At 69.2% G+C, this 25,884-nt stretch carries 21 protein-coding genes and 1 tRNA gene; 8 read left to right on the top strand and 14 right to left on the bottom strand.

Annotated features, from left to right (window positions below; all coding sequences use genetic code 11):
* Nucleotides 1-26: 26 nt before the first annotated feature.
* The 9 genes from ACIBEA_RS38755 to ACIBEA_RS38715 all read right to left on the bottom strand — a co-directional run bounded on the left by ACIBEA_RS38755 (nucleotide 27) and on the right by ACIBEA_RS38715 (nucleotide 14,098).
* Nucleotides 27-2,405, bottom strand: a complete 2,379-nt coding sequence (locus ACIBEA_RS38755) for a hypothetical protein (protein WP_399268124.1) — start codon at nucleotides 2,403-2,405, stop codon at nucleotides 27-29.
* A 245-nt stretch (nucleotides 2,406-2,650) separates the two neighbouring features.
* Nucleotides 2,651-5,239 (bottom strand): ATP-binding protein, encoded by a 2,589-nt coding sequence (locus tag ACIBEA_RS38750; protein WP_399268122.1) that lies wholly within the window; start codon nucleotides 5,237-5,239, stop codon nucleotides 2,651-2,653.
* Nucleotides 5,240-5,281: 42 nt separating this feature from the next.
* On the bottom strand, nucleotides 5,282-5,884 hold the full coding sequence (locus tag ACIBEA_RS38745) for a hypothetical protein (RefSeq protein WP_399268120.1): 603 nt from the start codon (nucleotides 5,882-5,884) through the stop codon (nucleotides 5,282-5,284).
* A complete protein-coding gene (locus ACIBEA_RS38740; protein ID WP_399268118.1) occupies nucleotides 5,881-6,198 on the bottom strand; it encodes a hypothetical protein in 318 nt (105 codons plus the stop codon). The genes ACIBEA_RS38745 and ACIBEA_RS38740 overlap by 4 nt, the downstream gene beginning before the upstream one ends.
* A 27-nt stretch (nucleotides 6,199-6,225) precedes the next feature.
* Nucleotides 6,226-7,209, bottom strand: coding sequence for a conjugal transfer protein (locus ACIBEA_RS38735; RefSeq protein ID WP_399268116.1), 984 nt, complete (start codon nucleotides 7,207-7,209; stop codon nucleotides 6,226-6,228).
* A 323-nt stretch (nucleotides 7,210-7,532) separates the two neighbouring features.
* Complete coding sequence (locus ACIBEA_RS38730) at nucleotides 7,533-7,799, bottom strand: hypothetical protein (protein WP_399268216.1); 267 nt, start codon at nucleotides 7,797-7,799, stop codon at nucleotides 7,533-7,535.
* Between the two features lie 188 nt (nucleotides 7,800-7,987).
* Nucleotides 7,988-8,938 (bottom strand): hypothetical protein, encoded by a 951-nt coding sequence (locus ACIBEA_RS38725; RefSeq protein ID WP_399268114.1) that lies wholly within the window; start codon nucleotides 8,936-8,938, stop codon nucleotides 7,988-7,990.
* 1,690 nt (nucleotides 8,939-10,628) lie between these two features.
* Complete coding sequence (locus ACIBEA_RS38720) at nucleotides 10,629-12,260, bottom strand: hypothetical protein (RefSeq protein ID WP_399268112.1); 1,632 nt, start codon at nucleotides 12,258-12,260, stop codon at nucleotides 10,629-10,631.
* Nucleotides 12,261-13,312: 1,052 nt separating this feature from the next.
* Entirely contained in the window at nucleotides 13,313-14,098 is a 786-nt protein-coding gene (locus ACIBEA_RS38715) for a GntR family transcriptional regulator (RefSeq protein ID WP_399268110.1), read from the bottom strand.
* A 124-nt stretch (nucleotides 14,099-14,222) separates the two neighbouring features.
* On the opposite strand from ACIBEA_RS38715, the gene ACIBEA_RS38710 reads away from it, so the two are divergent.
* The 8 genes from ACIBEA_RS38710 (at nucleotide 14,223) to ACIBEA_RS38675 (ending at nucleotide 21,630) form a co-directional block, all read left to right on the top strand.
* Entirely contained in the window at nucleotides 14,223-14,870 is a 648-nt protein-coding gene (locus ACIBEA_RS38710; RefSeq protein WP_399268108.1) for a WhiB family transcriptional regulator, read from the top strand.
* Entirely contained in the window at nucleotides 14,867-15,142 is a 276-nt protein-coding gene (locus ACIBEA_RS38705) for a hypothetical protein (RefSeq protein ID WP_399268106.1), read from the top strand. Before ACIBEA_RS38710 ends, ACIBEA_RS38705 begins: the two co-directional genes overlap by 4 nt.
* On the top strand, nucleotides 15,139-16,698 hold the full coding sequence (locus tag ACIBEA_RS38700) for a DUF2637 domain-containing protein (protein WP_399268104.1): 1,560 nt from the start codon (nucleotides 15,139-15,141) through the stop codon (nucleotides 16,696-16,698). Before ACIBEA_RS38705 ends, ACIBEA_RS38700 begins: the two co-directional genes overlap by 4 nt.
* Before the next feature lie 65 nt (nucleotides 16,699-16,763).
* On the top strand, nucleotides 16,764-16,934 hold the full coding sequence (locus ACIBEA_RS38695; RefSeq protein WP_399268102.1) for a hypothetical protein: 171 nt from the start codon (nucleotides 16,764-16,766) through the stop codon (nucleotides 16,932-16,934).
* Nucleotides 16,931-17,941 (top strand): hypothetical protein, encoded by a 1,011-nt coding sequence (locus ACIBEA_RS38690; RefSeq protein WP_399268101.1) that lies wholly within the window; start codon nucleotides 16,931-16,933, stop codon nucleotides 17,939-17,941. The genes ACIBEA_RS38695 and ACIBEA_RS38690 overlap by 4 nt, the downstream gene beginning before the upstream one ends.
* 31 nt (nucleotides 17,942-17,972) lie before the next feature.
* Nucleotides 17,973-18,383, top strand: coding sequence for a hypothetical protein (locus ACIBEA_RS38685; RefSeq protein WP_399268099.1), 411 nt, complete (start codon nucleotides 17,973-17,975; stop codon nucleotides 18,381-18,383).
* Nucleotides 18,384-19,795: 1,412 nt separating this feature from the next.
* Complete coding sequence (locus tag ACIBEA_RS38680) at nucleotides 19,796-20,344, top strand: hypothetical protein (protein WP_399268097.1); 549 nt, start codon at nucleotides 19,796-19,798, stop codon at nucleotides 20,342-20,344.
* A 293-nt stretch (nucleotides 20,345-20,637) separates the two neighbouring features.
* Nucleotides 20,638-21,630 (top strand): hypothetical protein, encoded by a 993-nt coding sequence (locus tag ACIBEA_RS38675; protein WP_399268095.1) that lies wholly within the window; start codon nucleotides 20,638-20,640, stop codon nucleotides 21,628-21,630.
* Between the two features lie 1,096 nt (nucleotides 21,631-22,726).
* Here the strand turns inward: ACIBEA_RS38675 and ACIBEA_RS38670 are convergent.
* The 5 genes from ACIBEA_RS38670 to ACIBEA_RS38650 all read right to left on the bottom strand — a co-directional run bounded on the left by ACIBEA_RS38670 (nucleotide 22,727) and on the right by ACIBEA_RS38650 (nucleotide 24,860).
* Nucleotides 22,727-22,873, bottom strand: coding sequence for a hypothetical protein (locus ACIBEA_RS38670; protein ID WP_399268093.1), 147 nt, complete (start codon nucleotides 22,871-22,873; stop codon nucleotides 22,727-22,729).
* A 41-nt stretch (nucleotides 22,874-22,914) separates the two neighbouring features.
* Nucleotides 22,915-23,457 carry a hypothetical protein gene (locus ACIBEA_RS38665; protein ID WP_399268091.1) on the bottom strand — a complete coding sequence of 181 codons (543 nt, stop codon included), beginning with the start codon at nucleotides 23,455-23,457 and terminating at the stop codon, nucleotides 22,915-22,917.
* 75 nt (nucleotides 23,458-23,532) lie between these two features.
* Entirely contained in the window at nucleotides 23,533-23,778 is a 246-nt protein-coding gene (locus ACIBEA_RS38660) for a hypothetical protein (RefSeq protein WP_399268089.1), read from the bottom strand.
* 101 nt (nucleotides 23,779-23,879) lie between these two features.
* Nucleotides 23,880-23,952: transfer RNA gene (locus tag ACIBEA_RS38655), tRNA-Ile, on the bottom strand.
* Between the two features lie 281 nt (nucleotides 23,953-24,233).
* Entirely contained in the window at nucleotides 24,234-24,860 is a 627-nt protein-coding gene (locus tag ACIBEA_RS38650) for a hypothetical protein (RefSeq protein ID WP_399268087.1), read from the bottom strand.
* Nucleotides 24,861-25,884 lie beyond the last annotated feature (1,024 nt).

The raw sequence follows: 25,884 nt of genomic DNA, 5'->3' as shown, positions 1-25,884 counted from the left end.
GTACTGCAACGGCCCTCACCGGCCTGTCAGCTGGTCGACCTCGGCGGTCCGGCGGGACGCGTAGCGACGCGACGTACGCGCTGCGGCGCCGCCGAAGCAGCCTTCTTCGGGGGCTTCGAGCCGCCCGAGGGGGCGGCGCTCGTAGGTGTTGGCGGCCCGGCTTGAGCCGCGGGCGCAGACGTGGCGGGGACGGCCGGAATGGCCGCAGGGCCCGATGTTGAGCCGCTCTTCGATGCGGCGGCGGCGCCTTGCCCGCCAGCACCCGTCATGGTGATCTTCACCGGTTTGGGCGCTGTCTTCGGGGTGGGCTTCGGCCCGGTTCCCGTCAGCTTGTTGGCCGCCGGCTGAGTGCCGGCCTTGGGCTGGGCCGCAGGGGGCTTCGTGCCGGACTTGGCCTTCGGACTCAGGCCTCCGGGCACGCGGGGAGCGGTGGCAGCGGATGTTCGCTTGGACGGGGTGGTGGGGGAAGCGGGTAGCAAAGGCTGTGCCAGGCCGATCTGGGCGTTGGCGGCGTGCCGGCCAACGAACCTCGTCGCGGTGGCTGTGTTGCGCACGTACTCCTGGCGGAACGCCCTCGCCTCGCCGCGCTTCTTGTCGACGCGGGCAGCAGCCCGATTCTTTGCCGCGATGAGGTCGCTCCCCACCGCAGTCGCCCGGGTTCCCGCGCCCTGAAGCCCCCGCTTCGTCGCGGCGACACCGCGCGGAATCCCAACGGGAGCTCCGATGGTGGCCATCAGACCGAACTTTCCGGCCTTGACTCCGTACTTGCCGGCTATCAGCGCGGCCTTGCCGGTGGCCATGGTGGCGCGTCCGCCGCGCGTCTGGGACAGCTTGTTGGTGGCGGCAGTGGCGAGCCGCTTCTTGAGTGTCTGCTTGGCCGCGTTCTGCAAGGCCAGCTTCCCCGCGGCGGCAGCGCCGCCCGTGCCGACGACCGCGGCCGCGTTGCCCGCTATTCGTGCAGCTGCCCTGAGCCGGCCGCCCTTCTTACCGCCCTGCGGAGATCCAGTCCACAGCTGCTTGGCGGTGCGTCCGATCGCGCCGAGGGGCTTGGTGACCTTGCTGGCCTCCCCGCGGGCTTCGCCCCACACCTGCTTGAGGCCGGGGGCAGTCTCGGCGAAGCGGCCGTAACTGCTGAAGACGGACTGACGACTGCCCCCGACGCGCGCGTTGTGGAGTCGGCGATTGAGGTTGACGGAAATCTGCCGGGCCGTCTCCTTGATCTTCTTGTGGCCGGCCAGCCCGGCGATGGCGGCGATGTCGATCGAGATGAATTTGATCGCGAGAATCGATCCGGTCTTTGCCTTGATGAGAGCGAGGATTATCAGGATGAAGATCGCCAGGAAGAGGATGGCCAGCACGACAGAGAGTGCGGCTTTGGTGATGGCGGCGACCCAGCGCCACAGCACCGCGCGGCCGCCGCCGGGAAGGATGCCGGCGCACAGCGCCCAGTGCCCGCGGATGCCTTCGAATGCAATCCAGCCCTGGGCGACGAGGAAGCCGCCTGCGACCAGGCACATCAGGACGGACACGATGATGGCGGCCAGGGCCACGAAGATGGCACTGAAAGCCATGTCTGCTGAGGCCTTCTTGGTTTTCAGGGGCCCCTCTTTGGTCCGCTTGCAGATCTCACTGAATTTGTCGCTGGCTTTTCCGACTTCTTCAAGGCTGGTCACTCCAGGTACTAGCGCTTGAGGACCAAAGAGCACTTTGCCGGACTGTGACCAGTTGTATTCGACGAGCTTGTAGTCGGCGAAGGCCTTGGAGCATTCCTTGTCGAAGACCTCGCCGTAGAGCATGAGCTGTGTGGGCTTGACGATGAAGGCGTCGACGAGGGCGTCCGTGATGGGCTTGCTGACGGTCTCGGGGTTTGCCTGGACGGCCTTCGGGTCATTGCTCAGCACGAGGCTGGAGACCTGCAGGGACAAGTCCCTGGCTCCTCCGATGAGTCCGTTCTTTGACAGGAGCATGGAGTTCCCGCCCGGGCTGGGCTGGTCCTGGGTGCCGAGAAGGACCTGGGCCGGGGAGATGAGCAACGTAGTGGCGACAGCGGCGATGACGAGGGACATGCCAGCCTCGGCGAAGCCGCGGGAGCGCTGTTTGAACATGATGTGCCAGCCCGCGTACACGGCCGCGAACGTCAGGAACAGCCCGGGCAGGCCTAGGCGATTGATGACTTGGTCCCGGATGGTGCTGGCGATCTCATCGACCGGTTTCACCAAGACCTGCGCCAGGCCGAAGTCAAGGGCCCACTTGATCAGCCAGCAGGCGAAGCCGATGAACCACTTTGCGACGCCGAAGAAGAACTGGGCCAGCACGTTCCAGATCTTCAGGTCGATGTCGTTCCAGTCCCCCGTGTCGGCCCTGACCGTGTACGCGCTGATGGGGACGCCGTATTCATCGGTCACGTTGAAGGGCTGAAGCAGCCCGTCGCTGGCGTCTTTCGGCGGCGTTGTGGACTGAGGGGTGGGAGCCGGGGTAGCGGGGGCGGGAGCGGCAGGAGCAGCCGGTGCCGGGTCGGACGGCGAGGGCGAGGGCTCGGCGAAGGCGACCGTAGTGCACAGGGCCATGAGGAGCGTTGCCACGATGACCATCAGCCACCGCAGTCCCCGTCGAGGCCTGGTGCTCTGGCGGCCCGGCGAGACGCGGGCGCTCATGCGTAGCTCTCTTCAAGGAGAGCGGTCTCGTCCTCGGTCGCCTGCCCAGGCGTGGTGAGGATCGCGTCGGCTGCATGTTCGTCGGCCGGGATGAGGACCTTCATGCCGCCGATGCGCCGGCGCAGGTCCCGGTATATGCATTCGCCGGCGCGCAGGATCCGCTCGGTGTCGGAGAGGTTGATCGGGCTGAGGTTTTCGGTGATCAGCTTGATCATCTGCTCGTCGGTGGGGTCCAGGTCGAGGAACTCCAGGCAGCGGGCAGCCAGCGTCTTGCCACGGTGGCGGAAGACGAAGACGTGGGAGAGCAGGGCGCGGATCTTGTCGCCGATCTCGCTCTTCGGGCCGATGTCGTAAGGGTCGTGGGATCCGGCGAAGGCCCCGGCGAAGTGCTTGCGTCCGTCGGCGATGAGTTCCAGGAGGAGGTTGGAGCCTTCGGCGCTGGAGGTGAGCCACCAGCACTCGTCCAGGAAGACGCCACAGAACTCGTTGGGGTTGGAGAAGGCAACCTCGCGGCAGAGCGCGGTGATCAGGTACATCAGGCGCCAGCCCATGCGCTTTTCGATCTCAAGGCTGGGCAGGCGGTGCTCGGAGAGCTCCTCTTTGGTGGGCAGGCCGATCCGGTCCACGGCGAAGACGATGGAATCGGCGTCCGTGATCTGCACGACCGGCAGGGTCGGGTCGAAGATGACCCTGCCCAAGTCCTTCTTGGCGAGGGCGCGGAGAGTACGCACGAGTTCCGAGGCGGCGGCGCGGACGTTGTTGTCGTTGGGCTCGTCGGGGTCGGGCGTCTTTGCGCGCAGGGCGAGGTTCTCGACGAGGGCGGTCATGCTGGGGTTCGGCCCGAGCCGTGTGGTCTCGATGGCCTCGGCGAGGGTGACGCCCTCGATGCTCATGGAGCCGATGTCCAGGAGCGGTGTCAGGAAGCTCTCGCAGTAGCGGGCGGCCCGCGGTCCGCGAAAGACCCGCAGGGGGTCCAGGGAGATGCCGGCGGTCTCGTCGACGCGGATGATCTGGGTGCTGCCCGGGCAGGCAGAGGCGAAGCGGGACCACTCCTGCTGCGGGGTCCGGTCGATGACCAGCGCACGGCCGCGGCTGCCCACGGTGTTGGTGCGGTGGCCGGTGGACAGGATTCCGTACATCGCGGACTTCATGGCCACCGACTTGCCTGACCCGAGCTCGCCGACGAAGGCGGCCGAGGCGGAGGCGTTTACTCGCGGTCCGTGGCTGAAGTCCACGAGGACGGGGCGGACTCCGCCGCCGTTGAGCTGCAGGCCGTAGAGGTTGCCGGTGTCGTCGCCGAGGGCTGCGCCACAGAAGGGCAATGCCATCGCGAAGTCGCGGGCGAGGAGGTACTGGGTGTAGTCCATGACCGGCTTCGGCGTCGGCACGCCGGGCAGCATGGCGTGGAAGAGGGCCTCCTGGTCGCCGACGGGACGGGTCATGGTGTAGTCGTTGCCGCCGAAGTGGTTGGCCAGGGCGGATGCCTTCTCGTTGGCCTCGTCGGGGTCCGCGCCCCACACGCAGGTCATGACGGTCGCGCGTATCTCCACCTCGGTGGAGGAGGCGGTGAGCCGGTCGCGGTACTCGTCCAGCGCGAAGCTGGCCTTGTCGAGGGAGGCGGGGACGCCGGCGGTTTCACCGTCGTACTCGCCGCGCTGATGGGCCAGCTCACGCTGCTGCCGGCGGCTCCTGGGCTCGGCCTTCGATCCGGACTCGATGTGCAGGCGGACCGCCCAGTCGACGGCGAATCCGAAGTCGTCCAAGGCGGAGAGGTACTCGGAGCCGGGGAAGACGAACGCCTCCGGCATCTCGGAGAGAACGGAGAAGGCCTGGTAGCTGTCGCCGTGTTCGCTGGTCGCCTTCAGGTAGCGGTGGCGGAAGGGGTTGGCGGGCGCCTTGGAGACGTTGTCGCTGCGGCCGCCCTCGTCGAGGATCACCTGGGTGTGGGCGGTAGCGGTGTGACCGCGGCCGCGCAGGGCGCGAGGGGTGCCTTCCTCCGGCAGCATCGGCTCGCTGATGCCGCGGCGTGCGCTGTGACCGTAGATCCACAGGATTTCGCTCTCGGTGGCCGGGCGTAGCTTGATGCCGGTGGGCCAGGAAGCGGAGAGTCGGCGGGCCTGGTTGAAGCGGATTTCCTCTTCGGACCGGCTCACCGGCGGGACCGGCAGGCCCAGGGTGGCCAGCAGCTCGGCCTTGGCGGCGGAGGCGGTGGCCTTCGCCGTCTGCTTGAAGTCGGCGTTCACCAGCGGCATGGCGATGAAGTCGACGCGCCCGGTGAGGTCCCACTCCTCCAGTTGGTCCAGAACCTTGAGTGAGAGGTCGATGTAGTCGGGCGACTTGTCGAGGTCGACGCCGGAGGTCATGCGGGTGACGACCGAGGCCGCGTCGACCTGCGGGCACAGCGACAGCAGGAGGACTTCGCCGCGCAGGCTCTTGAACAGGGCCTCCAGCGCGTCGAGGCGCTCTCTCTTTGTCGCGCGGGAGGCGTGGGTGTAGTTCTCGCTGTCGACCTTCCATACGCCCCACACCGCGGCGTGCTTGGTCCAGATCAGGTGGCCGCTGATGTGCCGGATGGGCAGGCGCATGGCAGGTCCTTTCGTGGTTCGTGGATCGGTGGTTCGAGGGGCTCAGCGCTCGTCGAGCGAGGCGAGCAGGGCCTGCAGGCCGGTTCGGGCCGGCGGCCGGGGGCCGGCCCGAGCCGCAGCGGCGACTGCGGCCGGGACGGGCTGTAAGGCAGGTGCGGGCTGTGGGATGCGCTGACGCACCGGTGCTGTCGCCGCAGGCTGCTTGACCACGGCTGGGTTATCCGCCGGCGCCTGGGCTGTAGCCGCTTCGAGGAAGCGGACCGTGCACTGGCCGGTGGCAATCCGCGACCGGGTCCGGCGCTGGGGCCGGCCGCCGAGTCGGCCCCCGGGCGGGGCGGAGGCGTAGACCATCAGGCTGCGCACCGCTCGGGCGGGGTCTCGCCCATCCAGGCGGGCGTACCGAAGGATCCAGGCCAGCCCCCACGGGACGGCGATCATGATGAGGGCGTTGCCGATGCCGAAGTACGCCCACAGCTGCCGGGTTAGCACCAGCAGGAGGAACGTTCCTGCCATGGTCACGATCTGCGTGATCGTGTACGGGCCGCCGGGAAGACGGCCGGCGCCCGGCAGTTTGCCGATGACCAAGGGGTGTCGGCGTGCCCGGGTGTAGGAGTGGCCGACCAGCTGCTCTTCGTCGGCGCTCACTGGGCCGGCCCGTCATCGGTGGCCGGGAGAGCGAGGACCTGGACGGTGTGGGTACCGGCCGAGTTGATCTCGGAGCCGACCTTGCTCTGCAGGGACGGCATGTTGACGATGCCCCACAGGACGAGGGCGCCCAGGAGGAAGGCGACGGCGGTGGCCACCCAGGACTTCGTCCTCCAGTAGGCGCCGATGATGGCGACGATGACCATGACGGCGGCAACGGCCTTGACGAGGTTGCCCACCGCGGTGGTCTTGGTGTCGGCCCAGGTGAGGATGTCGCCGGCGAGGATGACGGTGTTGGGGTCGGTGGTGTGCACGGTGGTTCTCTCCGTTGGTTGTTGGGATCAGGAAGCCGACGGCGACGGCGACGCAGGGGTTTGGATCTCTGCGGGAGCCGGGCTGCCGGAGTTCAGGGAGGCGGTCGGTGTGGGGACGACCGGGTTACTGCCGGGCTGCAGCAGGGGCGCGGCGCCGAGCGAGGCGACTTCCCACCGCCCGCCGCGCGATCGCAGCGTCAGCGCGTAGGTCATCGGGTGGTCGGTGCCCGTGGTGTCCGTGGCCGCGACCTTCGCCAGCACCTGCCTGCTCTTGCCGTCGCCCGGTACAGCGCTGTCGGAGGCCTTGGCGGAGTCGTCCGAGAGCTCGGTGATCTTGACGCCCGTGTACGGGGCAGGGGCCACGGGCAGCAGGACGACGCCGGGCGAGGTGTAGCGGGTGAGGTCGCCCTTGCCTGCGAGGTAGGCGCTGAGGAATCCGGAGACCGTCTGCGTCGCGGGGTCGGTCGGGTTGCTGCCGCGGCTGGTCGGGTATCCGAGAGCGCTGGGGGTGAGCGAGGCCGGAGCAGCGATCTGGGCCGGAAGAGCGGTGGCGGCGTAACCGAGGACCACTTGCCCCTGTGCGGCGCCGCCGGCAGCCGGAGTGCCGAGGACCTGGACAGGGACCTGGAAGTACTGCAGGCCTGCGTCGGTGACCGTGCCCTTGGCATCCTTGTTCGCCACACGGGCCGCGACCGTCACGCTCCAGTACCCCGGGCCGACTTCGTGGCTGGCCACGGCGACGGTGCGGCTCGAGCTCCGCGAGCCAGGAGCGCTGGTCAGCGTGACCGAACCGGAGTAGTACGGCGCCAGGATCTTCTCGCTGCCCCGGCCTGCCTCCAGATACGTGGCCACGAACAGCTGGGCAAACCCCGACGGACCCGTGTCGGAGGCGGACTGGGTGACCGGGGCCACCGGAGCCGGAGCTCCCTGAGCGGTCTCCGAGGAGCCGAGCAGGCCTGCGAGACCGAGCAGGGGGCCCGAGGCGATCAACACCCAAGCTCCGGCCGTCACCAGCTTTGCGATCCCGGATAGACCCGCACTGGTAGCGGTCCACCCGGTTTCCAACTCCCCGGTATCGGATGCGGCACTTGAAGGCTGCCCGTTGGCTCCCGCCCAGTCGTCGACCTTGTGCTCCGGGCGACCATCCTTTCGCTGGCGCCGCTTCATGCCGCCTGCCGCTCGGGCCGGGCCGTGATGACGGTTCGGATCCGCTCCCGCAGCTCCTCGCGGGTGCGCTGGAGCCAGGGCATCCTCGACCTGCTCGACGTCCTCGTCCCACCAGTCCGCCTCGACGAGCTGCTCCTTGCCGGCCTTCCGCTGGCGGCGGACCCGCTTCACGAAGCCCTCCGGGCGGCCTGGACGGTCAGGACGGTGGAAATCCGCTCCTTGAGTTCGTCGGGCGTGCGGGCGAGCAGGGCGTCCCAGGAGGCCAGAGCCGGCTGTGACTCCTGCTCCAGGAAGGCCTGCATCTGAGCGTGCAACTGGCGGTCCATCGGGCGGCTCACCAGAGCGGCGGCGATCTTGGTCAGCTCGCGCGAGGCGCGCGCCACTCGGGCCTCATCGGCATCGAGGAGCTTTCGGCCGGTGTCGGCGCTGGACATCGTGGTCACGTCGGTTCTCCCAGAGGCGAGATGGGTGGAGGCGGACTGAGGTGGGCGGCACCGCTCACCGGGGCTCTCGGTTGCTACAGGTGTCGGAGAGGCGCGCGGTGTGACAGTTCGGCCGAGGTTTTTTCGGAAAATTTCGCGGTGCCGGGACCCGGCCCCGCTCCGGACGCCGTAACAGGGCGTCACGCCGCGGCGAGGTACTGGGTGAGGTCCGCCTTGGTGCGCAGCTTGAGAACGGCGCGCGTGGCGTGCTGACGCAGCAGGTTTCCTTGGGGACCCATGGACCGAGTGCTCATGTGCCGCTGCTCGGGACGCCGCGAGGCCGACAGGTAGTAGCGGGCGATGCGTTGGGCGTCCTGTTCCTCCAACGCCTCGATCTCCACGGCCCACAGGAGCAGCTCGAGGACCTCCGTCCGTGCCTCGTGCCGGGACAGCGTCGGTTCGTCGACCTCGACGAGTTCCATCTGCGCCGCGCGCATCAGCAGGTCGGCGAGCTCGGCCGTGTCGTGCGGAGTAGCCGGGTCCTCGCTGGCGACGACGTGGGCGTACCGGGCGTGGCACTCGGCCGCCGCGAGCGGCGCCACCTCAGCCGCGAAGTCCTCAACCTCCTCCCCGTCGTCGGTGTAGGCGGCGATCGTGCGACGGGTCAGCTGCAGGGTGTCGAGTGCGAGGTTGTTGTAGATGCGCTGCGGCCGGCGGTCCAGCGGGTAGGTCCGCACGACCTCGAAGGCGGCGCCGAAGACGGCTGCGCACACGTCGTCCCACGGCAGTCCTGTCCGCCGCTGGGTCTTGGCCATGAGGACGGCCTTGGGCAGCAGGATCCGTACAGCGATGCGCCAGGCAAGGTGGCTGTCGAATCCGGTTCCTCCAGCCCGCTCGACCAGGAGGTGCATCACGCGGTCGTGGTTGTCGGAGTCCCCTCGGCGGTAGTACCCGGAGATCGTGTCGACGACGTCCTGGGGGGTAGCGGCACCGGCGAGCACCGGGTGCTGTCCGGCCCATGCGGTGACGTAGTCGGCGGCCCGCAGGTCCCGGCACAGCACGTCCCAGTCCCGGTTCATCAGGGTGATCGTGTTGTAGCGGGTCACGGACTCGGAGGAGCCGAGCGCCGGGGTGAGCTGGGTGGTGGCCACGTCCGTGTCCGTCCTTTCGCCGTCTGATCTCGATGGCGCTCACACTCCCCAGGCCCCCCTTGACCGCGGTCTGACGGCGCCATGGGCGGGCCGTGGTCAAGGGGAAACGGGACCTCGGCATCCGGTGGACCCGCTGGTCAAGGGGTGGGTGGTCAAGGGGTGGAGGAGTGGCGGTCAAGGGGTGAGGAGTGCAGCGAACGTGAGTGCAGTGCCCTCGCAGGGCCCCGATCGCGTGCACTCCCGACGCACCGGTGCACCACATCGGTGCGGTGCACCGCCATGCCGTACTGGGGAGGCACGAGCCCGTGCATCGGATGTGGGTGCCGGCATCCGAGATCAATGCCGAGTCGCACAGGGCGGTGCACCGCACCCGCCCCCGGTGCATCCAGTGCCCGCATTCGCCTGCCCGAGAATGCACCGGCACGGCGGGGGCCAAGCGCTGCTGGAGCACGGATGCCGCGCGGGAGGCCTGGCGGACGGCCGGGGAACGCCCCCGTACGCCGGTGCGCCGACAGATCCGAACCGAACCAACTCGCCATCGACATCGGACCGCGGATGCCCTTGCCGCCGTCCCGGGCGGGTTTCCCCTTGACCAAGGCGCTGGTCAAGGGGAAACCCGCCCTGGACGGACCTTGGTCAAGGGGTAGACGCGGCGCTGGTCAAGGGGTTCGTGCAGGGAAGGGCTGGTTTGCCGCGGAACCTGGTCAAGGGGGCGGGTGCAGCGGGCCGCTGTCGGCTGCCCTCGGAGCGACTGGTGGAGGCGGCGGTCAGCAACCCGGCACGTTCCGGGCGCGGACGGTCGGGCGACGGGGCGCTGATGAACAACCGACGGACATGCACTCGCGCCGGGAACACCGGCTTGATGAATCCGGTGCGCTGCACCGCCGACCGACGATGCACTGCACCGCGTGATGGCGGGTCCCACGATGCAGAGCATCGTCACGATGCTCTGCATCGCCCACGAAGCCGGATGTCCCGCATCGGGTGCACCGAAGGTGTGCCCGGCGATGCAGTGCACTGCATCGCCGCAGAGTGCATCCGATGCTCTGCATCGCATCGGATGCCGGTGGCCGCATCCAGACGAACACCGGCTCTCCGACATTCGGCCGATGCAAGTCCTGCGGTGCCCGATGCTCGGTGCTGGTGCACCGGGAACACGCCCTTCGTCCGCGAACGGGACCGGTCACGCGGCCTGGTGACCACCACCGGCGGATGTCGCAGGTCCCCAGAAGGCCCAGAGCTCCAGAGGGGCAACCGGTGTCAGTCCGCTGTCCCCGAACCAAGCCGACACATCCGCGCCGGCAAGAGAATCCCAGCACGGTGTTTCCCCTTGACCAACGAGCTGGTCAAGGGCAAACAGATCGAGGCCACACGTCTGGTCAAGGGGTGGGCGCCACCCTGGTCAAGGGGTCGCGCAAGGCCGGCCACTGGATCCCGCAGACGGTCGCTCGCCCAGGGCTGGTCGACCTCTGATGGACATCCGCGTCGCGCGCCGGCATCGGATGCAGTGCATCGGATGCCAGCGGAGAGCGGCAGTGTCCCGGTGGACGACTCCGCGGTCCTGACCCGATGCGCGTCTCGGCCGCCGACGATGCGCTGCATCGTGCTCGCCGAACCCAGTGCACGGTGTCTCCGGACCGGGCATCGCCGTCGAGTACTCCCGGGCACCCAGTGCATCGATCAGGCGCCGTCACGATGCCCTGCACTCCAGCTGGCGCGTCCGGCACCGCACGCACAGCCCTGCAGTGCCGAGAGCCGGGCGGCTACATCCGTCACCGTCCCAGCCGATGCAGGCCTCCGGCATCGCGGTGTGTTCCAGCGGTGCTACTGGTGCACCGGCCTCCTCCCGTCGGCAGAGTCGGCAGAGAGTGTCCGCGACCACCTGGTCCAGTTGGAGAACGACGCAACCGCACCCTCGGCACTGGCCGCGGGGAACCGTGGGGGCGGCCGGTGGCCACGCGCGGCCGGTGGGTGCAGGACTGCAGGGGGCGGACTCATCAGGCAGCCTGTCGGCGCGGCGCCGGTCCTGGCCGATCTCCTGGCACACCGAACACCGGCGGCCACTGCTCCACAGCACGCCGGCCTCGCAGTCGAAGATCCCGCAGCCCCAGTGGGGCAGGCCGACGCCGAGCAACCAGCGGCCGGGATCCCGGATCTCGTCGCTCATGGTGCGCATGTACCGGTCGGTGAGCCGCTGGCGGAGCCGGGCATCGTCGATGCCCGCGCGCAGCTGGCGGCCGACCTCGCGGGCGATGCGTCGCTGGACGTAGACGGTGGTCTGCCGGAAGAGCAAGTGCACGGGCTCCAGGACGTGGTGGATGCGCGGACTGATGGTCATGCCCGGCCGGATGTAGGTCCGGTTCGACGTGGTCAAGGGGGTGGTCGAAGGGTTGGTCAAGGGGGAGTGGTTGCCATCCGCGCGCAGCGCGAAATCGTCCCCGGCATCGGTGCGAGGCAGTTGCGCAGCTGGGTTTTCCACAGCTTTACCTACCTGTACCTCGCCTACGGCGGGTGGGAAGGGGGCTCGCTCGTCATCAGGTCGGTCAGTTCTAGGTTCTTCCCTAGTCGCGAGCCATCCCGCATCAGCCGAGGAACCCGATCCCTCGTCAGACGCAGAAGTCGCTCCCGGTGCCGAGTCGGTCGAGGAGGGTTGTCCACAGGGCGTCGCGCTGGGGTCGGGCGGGATGTCGTGGGCGATGTAGCGGTGGCGGCCGCGTGCACCGGCACGCCGCTCCACCGTGATCCAGCGCGCGGCCTCCAGCTCGTCGACGATCTCGCCGGCGGCCGCGGTGGTCAGCGGCTGTCCGGCCCGTCGACCGCTGTGGTGGTGGAGCGACCCTGCGATCTCCGACTCCGTCAGCGGGATCCGCTGGGCCTGGGCGTACGCGATGAGCGCGTAGGCGCGCAGTTGCCGCGGGGTGAGGTCCTCGGCCACCGCCACCGGGAGCCAGACGAACCGCTCGGTCGCGGCCATGGGCCGGGTGCGGCGCAGCGCAGAGGTGCCGCACCCGCCCCGCAGGGAACGACGGATCGAGGACAGCTCAATGACGCCGTCGGGCCCGGGCTGCCGCAGCTGGGTCATGCCGCGCTCGACGGAGGCCTTGGACAGGCCGAGATACTCCGCGATGGTCGCCGTCGCCGCCGTGCAGCCCTCGGGCCGGGACGCCAACGCCGTGATCTTCACGTACGTGCTCAGCGCGACGTCGGCATAGTGAGGCGAGGCGACGAGGCGCATGGGCACCTTCACCCGCTGACGCCGCGTCGGGCGCACGGCTGCGCCCGACGGCGCCGGGTTGAGGGGATCTGCTGCTGTGCTGGGCACGCTTCTCCTGACGCACCGGTGCCGCGGAAGCGACAACCGGGGTGCGCTGGGTCTCGACGGTGTCTCCGGCGGGCGGGGACACACGATCTGGGGTCTGGCCAGGGGCACTCGGACGGAGGCGAAGGAAACGGGCCCTTCAGTTCCTACGGGTGTCGAAAAACCCGACGGTGTGACAGTCGGGCCAAAGAAATTCCTGGCGAGCCTGTGACCTGCAGGTCAAGGGGGTGTCCCAGGCGGCAGCAGACCCCTTGACCAGATGCCGGCAGAGCCGCTGGACAGGCGCCGTCGGCGATGACGGCAGGCCCCTGGTCAAGGGGTGGGGGCCGGAGCTGGTCAAGGGGGGATGTCCCGGCCCGGGACCAGGTCGCCCCCAGCGCGTGTCGCCAGCCTCACGAGCGGCTACGGGGAGTCGCGAAAAGATCACGGATGGGCGAAAAAGGGCCGGCAACCGCGGGCGCTGGTGGCGTCCGAGCTGACAAAGGGCATGGCTGTGCTGCAAGATGGACCCCGTTCTCCCGGGTCGCCCGGGAAACGACGAACCCCCTCGGGGGGATTGCTGCTGGATGGCAGTGATTGCCGGACCGATTCGGTCCGGTCTTCGCTCGGACTGGGCCGCTAACCCGGATCTGAGCGGTGACGGCCGGCGGAGGAGCGCTAACTCCGAAGCCGGCGGGAGGGGCGAGGAGCGGCCTTTGCTAGAGGCGCCCGCCCGGAACTTCTAGGAGATCATCGACTCCCCTTTGCCGGGGGTTGTGCGTACCCGTACCGGACCGCGCCGACGAACACCCGCGGTGCCGCGGACGTCGCGCGAAGCCCGCCCGGCGTCTTGAGCTGCATGCAGGTGCACGTCATGAGGGAACCGCCTTCTCGGTTCACCGGGACCTGACTGGACGCTGTGCGTCTGGGGCCCGCGGGTGAGGCGTAGTGGATCAAGCCGAAACCACCCTATCCCGTACGGGGCGGCGTGCACATGTATTGCGGCTTGCTGTCACCGAGCCGTATGTCGGGCGCGGTAGTTCCGCGCCAAGCGGCAGCAGTTGTATGAAACTCCGTTAACTGTTGCTATCCGTAAGGATTGTGACTCTATCTGCCCGCACTACCGTCAACAGGTATGAATTCGGGCGTTCATCGGCATAGCCCACCCTTCGGATCTCCTGGACCGTCAGGCCGTGGCCCCTGAGCAGCCTGTTCTCCTCTGCTGTCGCCGGCCGGGCCGACCAGCGACTGCTGTGTGCCGTCTCGAGCTTCGCGCCTCCGGCGAGGAAGGGCGCCACGGTGACGGCGTGCTCGCCGCCGGCGCTGCGGACTGCGGCCGCAGTGAAGAGGGTCTGCAAGGCCCAGGGTGTGCCGGCGTGGAGCAGGACCGCCTGGGCTTCGAAGAGCCGCGCGGTCGGGCGCAGGGTCAGGGCCTCGGCCGCCTGTGAGTTGACGGCCTGGGCGCCGGCGCGGAGATCGCTGTAGCCGAGGTTGTCGCCGTCGGCCGGCCACAGGTGGCCGTCGCGCGACAGCCGCACCTCCAGGTGCGGGAAGGGCTGAAGCACTCGGGTCCGGCGCCGCGGGCTCATCTCGACCAGGCCCTCGGCTTCGAGCAGCCGCAGCGCCTGTCCCATCGTGTTCTGTGCGACGCCGTACTTCTCGGCGAGCTCCCGCTGCCCCGGCAGGGTCTCTCCGGGGGTGAACGTGCGCGCAGTGATGTCGGCGCGCAGCGCCGCCGCGGCGTGTTCGTGCGGGTGATGGGACGTCATGCGGACATCTTGCCGTACCAGCCACTGCTGGCCCGGTTGCCTGGTCATCGGCTCCGTGCCCTCCTCCTTGACGTGATCCGCATCGGCATGCATGATCTGACGCAACTGACGCAATCAGTTAAGTCAGATGGGGCGTGAAAAAGCAAGCGACCCCCGGGGCCTGGTACCCCCGGAGGTCGCAGCGCCTCATCCCGCCAGTCACAGGAGATGAGAACGCGTGAACATCATCATGGCACCCCACCCACCGGCCCGGAGCCGGGACCGTGAGACGACCGAAGCCGACATCGCCCAGTACGTCGCCGACACCGAGCCGCTCGACGTCCTCGTCACCGGCGGCTACCTCACCGGTACCGACGGCCGCCTCGTCGCCCGCAAGTTGCGCGCCCCTCAACTGCACCAGGCGCTCGCCCTCTCGGTCTGCAACGCCGTCCAGCCGGACGTCGAGGACTTCTACCAGGAGGACGACGAGCCGGACACCGACTGGCGCCAGCGAGGCGCCCGTACGGTCCGAGACCACTGCACCGTATGCCCAGTCCGAGCCGCGTGCGCCGAACTCGCACTCCGCGACAACGACATCGCCGGGATCCGCGGCGGCCTGCTGCCGGAGGAACTCGACCGCCGGCAGCAGGCGGAGACCACGACCCTGGCCAACGCCTGCGCCGAGGACGACCGCGCGGCCAAGGAGCAGTGGGACCGCATCGACGCCGCGGCGGAGGTACAGCGGCTCGCCCGTCAGTACGTCGGCGGATCGGTCCCCGTGGCCAAACGGGAGGACAACCGCCTCAAGACCGGCAAGGCCCTCCGCCGACGCGACGCGCTCGTCACGGCCCACCGCCTCACCACCGGCTGGACGGAGGCCGCGTGAACCCCGTCGAAGACGACCGCGCCCACACCCGTGCCCTGGTCAGCGGCCTCGCCCACCGCGACGACGTCCTTCTACTCCCAGTCCTCCTCCCGGCCGGCGCCCCGGCACCGAGCATCCACCCGCTGACCGTGCTGCTCCTGGCCCAGCTCCGCCAGGTCACCGCCGAGCGCGACGCCTACCGGGACTGGGTCACCCAGGACCCAGCCGCACCCGTCGACGAACAGCTGCGCGCTGACGTCGCCAGCGACCTCGCCAGGAGGGATTCCCCGTGACATCCGACCTCGTCCCCGGCGGCGTGGCCGCGCTCGATCTGCTCAGCAGCTGGCAGTTCGTCGTGGGGGCGCTCGTCCTGACCATCGGTCCGGCCATCGCACTCCGCCGCCGCCGCATCGCCCTGGCCGCACTCACCGAAGCCGACCGTGCCGCTGGCGCCGACCGCCGAGGACGACGTATCGAGGACATGCTCACCGTCGTCATCGCCGCAGCCGCGGCCGCCCTGTCGGCCACCGGCTTGCGCAGGGTCGGCCACCACCAGATGGGCCTGAACAGCCCGTTCGACTTCCTGCCCTTCGTGGCCCTGGACGTCGCCGCCATGGTGTGCGGCCGCCGAGCCCGCCGCCGCGCCCGCGCCGGCGAAGGCCCGGGCCTGTCCGGAACACTCTTCTGGATCCTCGCCGGCATCAGCTCCGTCTTCTCCGCATCCGAAACCACCTCCCTCCTCGGCGCCGCCGTCCGCGCCGTGTGGCCCGTCCTGGCCGCGGTCCTCTGGGAAATCGGCTCGCTCGAGGAGCGTCGCGCCGCCCGCAACAGGCACGGACGCCCGGACCGCCGCATCGCCCTGGTGCGCCTGCTCCACCCCGTCGAGGCCTTCCGCGTCGCGCTGCTGCTCGCCGCCCGCCAAGACCTGGCCCAGGAGAACGCCACCGCCGAGATCCGCATCTCCCGCGCCGCGTACCGCTGGTTCCGCCTGCGCCGCGCACAGGAGGGGGTCAAACAGGCCGGGGGGATGACCCGCTGGGCATACCGCCTCGCCGAGCTCCATGCCGACACACGCGCCCAACGTGCCAACGAACGAGCGGGATGCTCCGACACCCATGTCCTCGAGCAGGTCGTCGCGCGAGTGCAGTTGCGGGTACGCCTGAGGGACATGGCGGGGATGAACCTGAGCAGGGCCACCGTCTTCGAGCAGATGCGCGGCACCCTGATCGGCGCCATCCCCACCATCCCCCCGCAGACGACAGCACCTCATCCCCCCGACCCATCCCACCCGCAAGCCGATGAAAAATCGCAGGTCGGGACGGGGATGAGCGGTGACAGGCAGCCCCACGACAGCCATGACGGCAACGGCGCACCCGAGCCCGACCCCCACGAGGACGCGGAGGGGGATGAGCCGGTGACGATCGACCACAAGACCGACGCGGAGGTCATGGCCACCTTCGTCGAGACCGTGCCGCGCGGGGATGACGGCACCTTCAGCTGGGGCATCAACAAGTCCGCCACAAAGCTCGGCATCGGCAACAAGCGAGCGAAGCGGCTCCTGGACTCGCAGCGCGAGTGGCTGCCCGGGGCACTCCGCGCCCACGCCGCAGCCAGCAGCGACATCGGCCACGGCGTGGACCTCCTGGACCACTTCGACCAGGCCGTCGCCGTCGCGAATGACCCCCAGCCAGCTGCCGCCGCCCGAACCCTCCTGCTGACCGCCCCGGGATCCGCCGTGGAGCAGCAGTCCCTCGACGAACTCCTACTCGGCCTGGCCCCCAGCGACCGCTACGCACAGCTCGGCAACGGTCTCCTCGTCCCCGCCGGCGCCGGCGCCCGGCAGTCCTGATCCGATGTCCCGCTCTGCAGGGCGCCCCGAGGCTGCCCGCGAGCACCACCGTGAGGACCCATCTCATGCCCGCCACGTTCGACGAGCACGTCAACGAAGCACTCGCCCTCATCGCCGCGGACCGCCGCCCGGCAGCCCGGGCGCGCACCACCCAGACCGCCCGCGCGCGGCAGGGGACCCGGCCCCGCCTGATCCTCGTTCCGCACCCCGACGCCCACGGGAAGTCCGAGCGATGAGCGACACCCCCTCCAGCCGCGGCCGCCGCGGCCGCACGCGGCGCGCCCGGCGCCCCGCGCCGCGCCCGGACCGGAACCACTCCGCGGGAGCCGACGAGCGGCTGATGCGCCGGATGCTCGCCAAAGTTGGCGCACGCCCGTTCGGCCATAGCGATCCCCTTGCCGACGACACGGAGGTCGCACACCCGAACCCGGCCGCACCTGCGGAGCCGCCCGCGGAAGCGGTACCCAGCGCACAGCCCGGAAGCGAACACCCGTCCGCAGGGACACAGCACCCGGCCACGACCCTTACCCGCCGAGGCGCACCCCGCCTCCCCGACTGGCGCCTGCCCGACAAGCCACAGCTCACCGCCCACGACGAGCAGGACCTCCAGGCGGAAGAAGACCCGGCGGACGAAGAGCCGGAACAGCCCGTCCTCGGCCTCCGCGACCGTGTCCGCGCGTGGGCGCGAACCAACGCCCCGAACAGTGCAGCCACCCACCGCCCCGAAACCGCGGAGGCACAGGAGGACAGCTCTAGTGACGGGGAGGAGAGGGAGGACGAGCAGGACACCAGCAGGAACCCGCGCTCAGGCAGCGGACCGCGCAGGGCCCGCGCGGGACGCAGCCAGAACTGGACACGGCGCCCGCGGTTCGCGGCCCCCGGAGTCGACCAGATCATCCGACCGGAGCGGGAGCGCCGCTCGCTGATCGAAGTGATCCGCGCCACTCCGGCCTACGTCATCTGGCTGCTCTACTCCGGCAGCGCCCTGGGCGTCGGGTTCTGGCGCGGTGGACCCCAATGGGTCCGCGAGGGCGTCGCCTTCCTGGTCAAGGAACACCCCACCCTCACCGACACCTACAGCCTCACCTGCTACGGCATCGCGGCCGCCGTCCTGCTCCTGGACTACCGGGCACGGAAGTGGATTCTCCCCCTCGCCTGGGCCGCCCGGATCCCGACCGCCTGCCTCGTCGCGGGCGTAGCGATGTACGGCGACCCCACCCCGATCTCCCAGATGACGCTCTGACGCCACCGCACCCTGGAACGGAAATACCCACATGAGCTTCCTCACCGGCGTCGGCGTCTTCGGTGTCGCCGCCATCCTCACCGTCGTGCTGTGGTTCGGCACGAAGGACAACGAGGGCGGGAAGGCCGGCCCGCTCCCGTGGTGGGCCTGCGTCCTGCTTCCGGCCCTCGCCGGCGCCTCGTTCGTCGCCGCAGGGTTCCCCTTCGACATCATCTCTTCGCTTGTGAACGACATCATCGGCCTCGTCGGCAAGGCCTTTCCCAAGCTCACGATGCCAGCCCTGGCCGGCATCCTGCTGGCGCTCGCCTTCTTCAAGAAGCTGAGCCGCCGGGGCTTCGCCATGCTCTTCCTCGTCCTCTTCTACGTCGCCTCAGGCGCGGGAGGACCGTGGGGCGAGCTGGCCAACCGCATCGCGGCGATCGCACAGAGCGTCGGATCATGAGGCCGGCCCCGCACGCCCGCCTGGCCCCGGACCCCGACCACGCGCCCGGCCCGGAGACGCAGGGGGAGCAGGCCGCCAGCCCGGGCGGGGGCCCCGCTCCGCGGCCGCCGGCTGCCGAGTGCGGCAGCCCTCTGGAGCCGCAGGGCCCGGAAGGGGAGAGCAGTCCCCTGCGCGCCCTGACGATGCCGGACCTCCGTCCGTACGTGGTCCTGGACCGACGCACGGCAGCGGACCTCGGCTCGCTGGCGGCCGAGGCCACCCGAACCGTCAGCCGCCGTACCACGCGGCGTCTGGCCGGCGTCCCCCGCTGCCTGTGGACACCCCTGCGCACCGGGACACGCGTCCTTCTCGTGGGGGTCCGGGGCTGGTTCACCGGCGACATCGCTCCGAAAGCGTCTCCTGTCGTGCGTCTGATTGTCGCGCCGCTTCTGGTCGTGTACGCGGCGGCGCACACCCTGGCCACCTATCCGCTGACCCCGCTCGTCGCGCTCCCGGCCTGGGCGGCCGCAGCTGTGATCGCGGAGAGGTGGGCGGCCGCGCACACCACAGGCGGCCGCGAGAGGAAGACTTCGGCCAAGTCAAGCGGGAGTGCTCGGACATCCTTCACGGACCGTTTGGCCGAGGCCTTGACTCCGCCCACCTCGGCGTCACCCTCCGCCGAGCCGTCAGCCAGCTCCCCCACGCGGGCCACCCGGGAGGGGAACACGGAAGAAGGGTCTGCTCGGCCCCCCACAAAGACCCCGCAGGAAGAGCCCCTCACGGCCCTTCTCCGCGAGCTGATTGGGATGGACAACGGGGTCCACCTGCAGGACCTCCGGCCGGCCATGCGGGACCGGCTTCCCGGGCTCCGAGATGCCACCGACGAGCAGCTGCGCCAGACCCTTCTCCGCGCCGGCTACAACCCGGCCCGTAAGTTCCGGGCCCGGGGGCACGCGGGGAGGGCCGGAGTCCACCGGGACGAGCTGCCACCACGGCCCTCTCCCACGGATTCGCCCACCGCGCTCTCCGGGTCGCTCTCCAGGGGCGGAGAGCACTGCGGACCTGCACACTCTCCACCCGCGGAGAGCCGCGGAGAGCGGGGCGGAGACCGAGCGGAGAGGCGAGTCCGTATCGTCCCGGACCCGGCAAGGGGCCCTTCGGCATGGCGCGTTGAACACCTGGAGAAGTGAAGGGGACAGCTGGGGGAGGGCCCGCGCCCCATGCCGGGATCACCGAAACGGCCAACATCCGGAGGACCAGGCCGTGACACCAGGAGCGTGTTTTCATGGCACCTACGATCACATGCGTTGTGTAACTCTGAGATTGTATGTAATTTCATTCCGACGAAAGAAAATCCTCCGCAACTGTCACACGCGGCTCGCGCACAACACCTGTAGCAGACGAGCGCACCTACACACGCCCAGGAGACTGTCGTGCCCACTGCCCGCACCATGATGATCAGCTCGGCGGCGGCCGCCGCCCTCCTCCTCACCGGCTGCTCCGGTCAACCCGTCAAGCACGGCGAAGTCATCGACAAGCGCGGCCACGCGGGTTACTGGATCCCGGAATACGAGAACCTCTACCGCGAGAACTGCACAACCGTCCGTTCCAGCGCCTTCACCATGTCCCTCCCCAGCGGTACAGGTGGGACCGCCGGAGGTAAGAGCACGACGTCCGGGAAGACGGGAAGCAGCGGGTCCACGGGCAAGACCGGGTCGTCGTCCAGCTCCTCCGGCGGCACGAAGCCCGGAAGCAAGTTGCCTGGCTCCAGCGGAAGCACCACCTCGGAATCGTCCGGCTCGGCCACCGGTGGAACTCAGCCCACCAAGCGTTGCGACCAAGAACTCGTCGGCCGGAAAGAGACAGGCCGACGGTGGGAGCAGCCCAAGTGGGAGCTCAAGCTCAGCGACGGCGACCGCACCGGGTGGATCAAGGTCTCCCAGACCAAGTACGACGACACCGACCTCCACGACCGGATCTGAGCCCCGTCCCGAACCCGGAGACCGACACATGGACCCCAAGCGGCAAACAACCGTGAACAACCGGCCCCGCTACGCCCGATTCGATGACGACCCACTGCCGCGCGACCAGTTATGGCAGCGCGACGCAGCCCAGTAGCAGCACAACTCCCACTCCCGCAGGGCCGGCGTCCACTCGGCGCCGGCCCCGCGCCGACGGAACCGCCCACCGACCACGCCCCGCTGCGGCCACCAGAAGCCTGCCACGCACCACAGGCCGCCCAGCACACCTGGACCACCACTCGGAAGGCCTGCCCATGACCATGCAGCCCGAACACGTCGTCACCGCGTACCACCGCGAACGCCCCTCCATCACCCGGCTCATCCTCGAAGCCAGATGGGCCTTCTTCCAGCTCGTGTTTGCCCTTGAACACGACCCCGACGGCGAGTCCGTCCCCACCATGCGACGCCAGAACCTCCTCCACCTCGGCGCGCTCACCGACATCCTCGCCCTGCGCTCCCAAGACCCGACCCTCCACGAATCCGCCCGAGACCAAGGCGACTTCCTCCGCGAGGTCGACGGGCTGACCCGCGACGACCACCCTCTCAACGCCCACGACCACCTCCGCACCCAGTACGGCCTCTTCCACGGCCACGACCACGGAGCCGTCTACGGAACACAGCCGCCCGCCTCGGACAGACCACACCGCCAACTCCCGATCTATCCCGACGGGCCCCGACTGCTGCACCAGATGTGCGACACCTACGCCTGGGCCACCCTGGGGCGCTGCCTGTACTTCCCGCCCGTCAACGTGGCGGACGAGACGCGGCGGCACCTCATTACCCGCGGCCTCATCCTCGACTGGGCCGCCGCCGCGGCCCCCGCCGACACAGCCACCGCCGCGGCGGCCGCCACCGCCGGCCACGCCCTGCGGACCCTCGACGGCCGGCCCACCCTCAACGACGACCTCGCCCGCGCTTACCTCCTGGACTCCTACCGCGACCTCTACAACCAGGACGAGGACGACGAGGAGTCCCCGCACCCCGCTGGCTGCGCAGGAGGCTGCGACGGCACCGGCGAGGTCCTTGCCGTGCTCACCTGGGAATCCCATGGCGACGGCCTCTACGTGCCCGTTCACCAGGAGCCGATCGACTGCTTCGGAACCAGCTCCGTCGGCCACGCCCCCGACTGTGCGACCTGCGACGGCCACGGGTACACCCATACGCCTGGCTATCGCGGCCTCTGCTTGGAAGGCCGAATCCCGGAGGAGAACGGACCCAAGGTGGCCGTCCTCCCTCCGCAGGGGTGACCACCCCTGGTGAAGTGACCACGGCCCCGGTGCCGACGGCGAGCAACTCCGCCGGCACCGGGGCCGTGGTCACATCCCTGCACGACTGCCGACCGCGCTACGGCCGGAACCCTGGACCAGGAGCCACGGAGAAATCTCCCCCTGACTGGAGGGGAGATTTCTCCCCCCCATGAATGCGCCACGGAGAAATCTCTCCCCTGATGCCTGAGCGCGAGGCTCCAGGGCAGGAGGGAGACTTCTCTCCCCCGTCGCGCAGTGCCGGGGAGGGGAAATCTCCCCACCCCCACACGCGTCCAGGGACAGAGGGGTGATTTCTCCTCCCCGATCCACGGGACCGGGGAGGAGAAATCACCCTCCCCGGTTCCGCCGGCCATTCACGTCCAGCCCCCCTCTACCGCAGGTTGCTCTACGAGTTGCTTTACGAGTTGCTTTACGAGTTGCCTTACGAGTTGCTCTACGAGTTGCTCTACGAGTTGCCTCTACGTCATGGACTGCAAGGGGAAAATAGCAGGTCAGGGCCATGGTCAAGGGGTGCTAGTCACGCCGACTACTTCTCTACGAGACCCCAAGGGCTATGAGGGCCCAGCGAAGGTGAGAGGGACAAGGGGCGGAGATGGACAGAGACGGGAAGACGAACAGAGAAGGGACGGACGGACGGGGAAGGACGGAAGGACGGACGGACGGACGGGGAAGGACGGACGGAAGGACGGACGGACGGGGAAGGACGGGAAGAGGGACGGGAGGAGCGAGGGCAGGCAGACGGCACGGAGTGGATAGGCGATACGACGGAGCCAGTTAAGGCGAAGAAGAGAACAAGCGAGGAAGGGAAGGACCGAGCAGGAAGGAAGAGACGATCAACAGGACAACGCAGCAAAAGGCCAGAAGAGACCCGAGGAGACGAGACCAGGGTGGCGACGACCGATTGGGGAGGAGTAGCCACCGAGGAAGCAGGACCGAGGATCGGGCGACAACACCGAGTGCCAGAGGCGGCCCGGCCGGTGCAGCGGCACCCCCACGCGGGGGCGTTGCATAACCCGAGAAACGCGAGTACCCCGCTCAGCAAATGCTGAGCGGGGCGGGGCGGGCGGGGGGCCGACTACGAGGCCGCCCGGATCATGCGCCACGCGGCGGCGCGTCCAGTGGCCTTGACGCGTTCCTGGGCCTGGACGCGTACGGCCTGCGTCTTCACGAACGCGGCGGCGGCTGCCGCGTCCCCCCGCGCTGCGCGGGCAAGCAAGTCCATAAGAGGGTCAGTGTGCATGGGAATATCCCTTCGTCGGCGGATCAGATCTGCGGGTTGTCTTCTGTCCTCAGCACAGGGTCAGCGGATTCGGACGAGAGGTTGAGCCCGGCCGTCTCCAGAGCGGCGACAACCTGCGCCCGGACGCCGCCGTCCTCTCCACCGGTCCACGGGGCAGGGGAAGTCGAACGCTCCGCCTCGGTGGAGTACCACCACCACACCGAAACCTGGCTACCGGCGGTGTGGACGTACACGCCGCTACCCCCGGGATGCATCCACCGGGCCATCTGGATACCGGCGGCCCTGAGCACTTCGGCCACGCCCTTACCGAGCCGCGCGTTTCCATCGATCTTGGCGCGGTTCTCCTCCATGATCTGGGCCCGGTCGTCCGCCGTGGCGGGCCGGTAGTGGGTGGTGGTTCCGGTCCGGCCGTAGGTGATGGTGAGAGACCCGTCCACGTGGCGCTCCGTGGTGTTGGAGTCGTGTTCGGCCTGGGCGTGAACGTCGCGAGCGTCGCTGATGCCGCGTCCACCTGTTGAGCCGTTGTACTGGTACCAGCGGACGTCGAGAGTCGCGAGGTGCGTCATGGGAAGTCCTTCGGTTCTTCGTATGGGTGGGGAGCGGGGGCGGGCGCGCGGCGCGCCCGCCCCGTGGGCCGGTCGCTAGAGCCAGAGCGGCGAGGGGCTGGTGAAGCGCTCGATGCCCGGCTGGCAGCCGTACGAGCTCGGCGAGAGGTTCCGCAGAGCGGAGAGTTCGCCGTATGCATCGCAGTTGACGCAGGTGGCGCCCCGCTGGTCGCCGTTGGCCTCCAAGTCGCAGACCTTGAGGAGGTGGGGCCGGGTGAGGTCCGGCGTTGCCACCGTGGAGGTGATCAGGTCGGACGAGGGCTGCGGAGTGGTCGTGGACATGCGGTTCCCCCAGGCGTGCGATCGGATGGAGTGGCGGCCGGCGATCCGCGCGGCCTCACAAAAACTAAGATACCTGATAATTCAGAGATATGCAACGCTAGTTGCGCCGACGGGACTCGAACCCGCGACATCGCCCTTATAAGAGGCGCGCTCTACCAACTGAGCTACGGCGCAGCAGGGCGGCCCGCCCGTGCCATCCGTGCCCGCCCGGAGCCCGTTGGGGAGGCTGGGACGACAGGGACGGGGCCCGTATCCCCGGGGGGCCGGACACGCGAGCCTTCCCCCGGGGAGAACTTGACTCGGGCCGGTGGCCTGGGGCCGGCTTTTGCCGTGGCGTTTCGGGTGGCGCCCGCCCCAACCCCCCGGGGGTGGGGGGTTGGGGGGCTGGGGCGGGTTGTGGGGTGGGTGTGGGCGGCCCTTGGGGGGTTGGGGTCGTCCGCACCGTGGTTGGGGGTTTAGGCGGCGTTGTAGCCGTTCAGCTTTTCGGTCAGCTCGGCCTTGCGGAGCTGGAGGATCTTCATCTGGGCGTCGATCGCGTCCAGCTCGGGCTGGATCTTTTCGGCGCGCTGGGTGTTGAGGAAGGCCGCGTACTGCTTGGCGCGCTTGGGGGTGTTCTTGTCGCCCTGGTAGATGGTGACGAGTGCGGTGATGAGGTCCTGGACCCGCTTGAACGTCTCGGTGGTGGCCTGGAACGAGGACGTGCCGGTTTCGGTCTGCGCGGCGCGTACGGTGCGGGTGATGTTGATCTTCGGGTCGGTGACCGGGGTCTCCGCGTCCGGGTCGGCCACGAGGTCGGCCGGGTTGACCAGCTGGTGGCCGATCACGTAGGGGTCGTGCTGGCCGCCGAGCATCGGGACGTCGGTGCGCTCGTGGCGGTCCGTGCTGCCCTTGCCGAACTGGATGTTCAGCAGACCCGGGACGGCCGGGGTCAGGTCGTAGTCGGGGTGGACCACGACCGAGCCGATCGCCAGCGCGTTCTCCCCGAAGACCCGGGTCAGGTTGTAGACCGTCTCGCCGTTCTCGTCGGTCTCGACGGTGTAGCTGTAGTTGGAACCGGCCTGGGTCGTGAACGTGGCAGACATGAAGTTTCCCTCCATAAGGGCGAGTTGGTTCTCGGCCGGTTCTTCGTACCCCCGACCTCGTGATCACTACAATACACACGACTCCAGAGATATGCAACACCCAAGGGGGATGCCCCCCACAGCACTTACTCAGACCAGCCACCATCTAGGAACTTCACCCCCGCCCCACCCCCACGGTCCAGCCCCGGCCCCGCACGCGACCACTCAGACTCACCCCCGGGACTCACTGCGCCCCCGCATCCCGGAGCACCCATCCCGCACCCATGGGCGCGAATCTAACGGCCCCGGAATGCGGTACGGTCCATCCGGACGCGAATCTAACGCCATCCCCTCACGCGCCCACCGGACGCCCCCGGATCTAACCCCCCACGGGGGCGCCGAATCTAACGCCCCGCCAAACCTGGGAGCGAATCTAACGCCACCCGCGAAGGGCCACGGAAAGCCCCCTCGCGCCCCGCATGGACAAGCCCCTGCCCCACCCTTCCCCAACCCGCCAAACGCCCTGTAGGCTCACACCAGAAGCCTTACAGGGCAAGCCTCACTGCCCCGCACACTCCCCGGACAACCCGGGGATCGGATACCCCGTCAAATCCCGTTGCATAACTTGCAAATGACGGACCGGAACCCCTATACTGGGAACACACGGCAGGACAACACGGGTCCGGAAGAGAAACACCTACCGGACCCCGCGATAACCCGCCGAGAAACCACCGAAAAGGCAAGCAGGACAACGGGGCCCAACCCCCTCCACCTAGCCAGCCATTCGGTAACAGAAACCCCAGAAAACCGGAAGCAAGAAAACCCGCCGCACCACCCACCACCCGGCCCGCCCCGCGGGCCGGCTCCCCGGACGGCCCGAAGGGCCGGCCGGTCAGCGCTCCGCGCTGACCCTCTTTCAGAGGGCGCCCCGCGCCCTCTGTACCCGCTCCGCGGGTGTGGACAACTTTTTGTCCACAGGTTCGTCCACGGCTCTGTCCACCGGCAACCCACAGGTTTGAACCGGCCGTGCACAGGGTCGGCGGGC

The sequence above is a fragment of the Streptomyces sp. NPDC051555 genome (genome assembly GCF_044454405.1).
Taxonomy (GTDB): domain Bacteria; phylum Actinomycetota; class Actinomycetes; order Streptomycetales; family Streptomycetaceae; genus Streptomyces.
The sequence above is the reverse complement of the archived record's forward strand: the minus strand, read 5'-3'. Positions and strand labels throughout refer to the sequence as shown.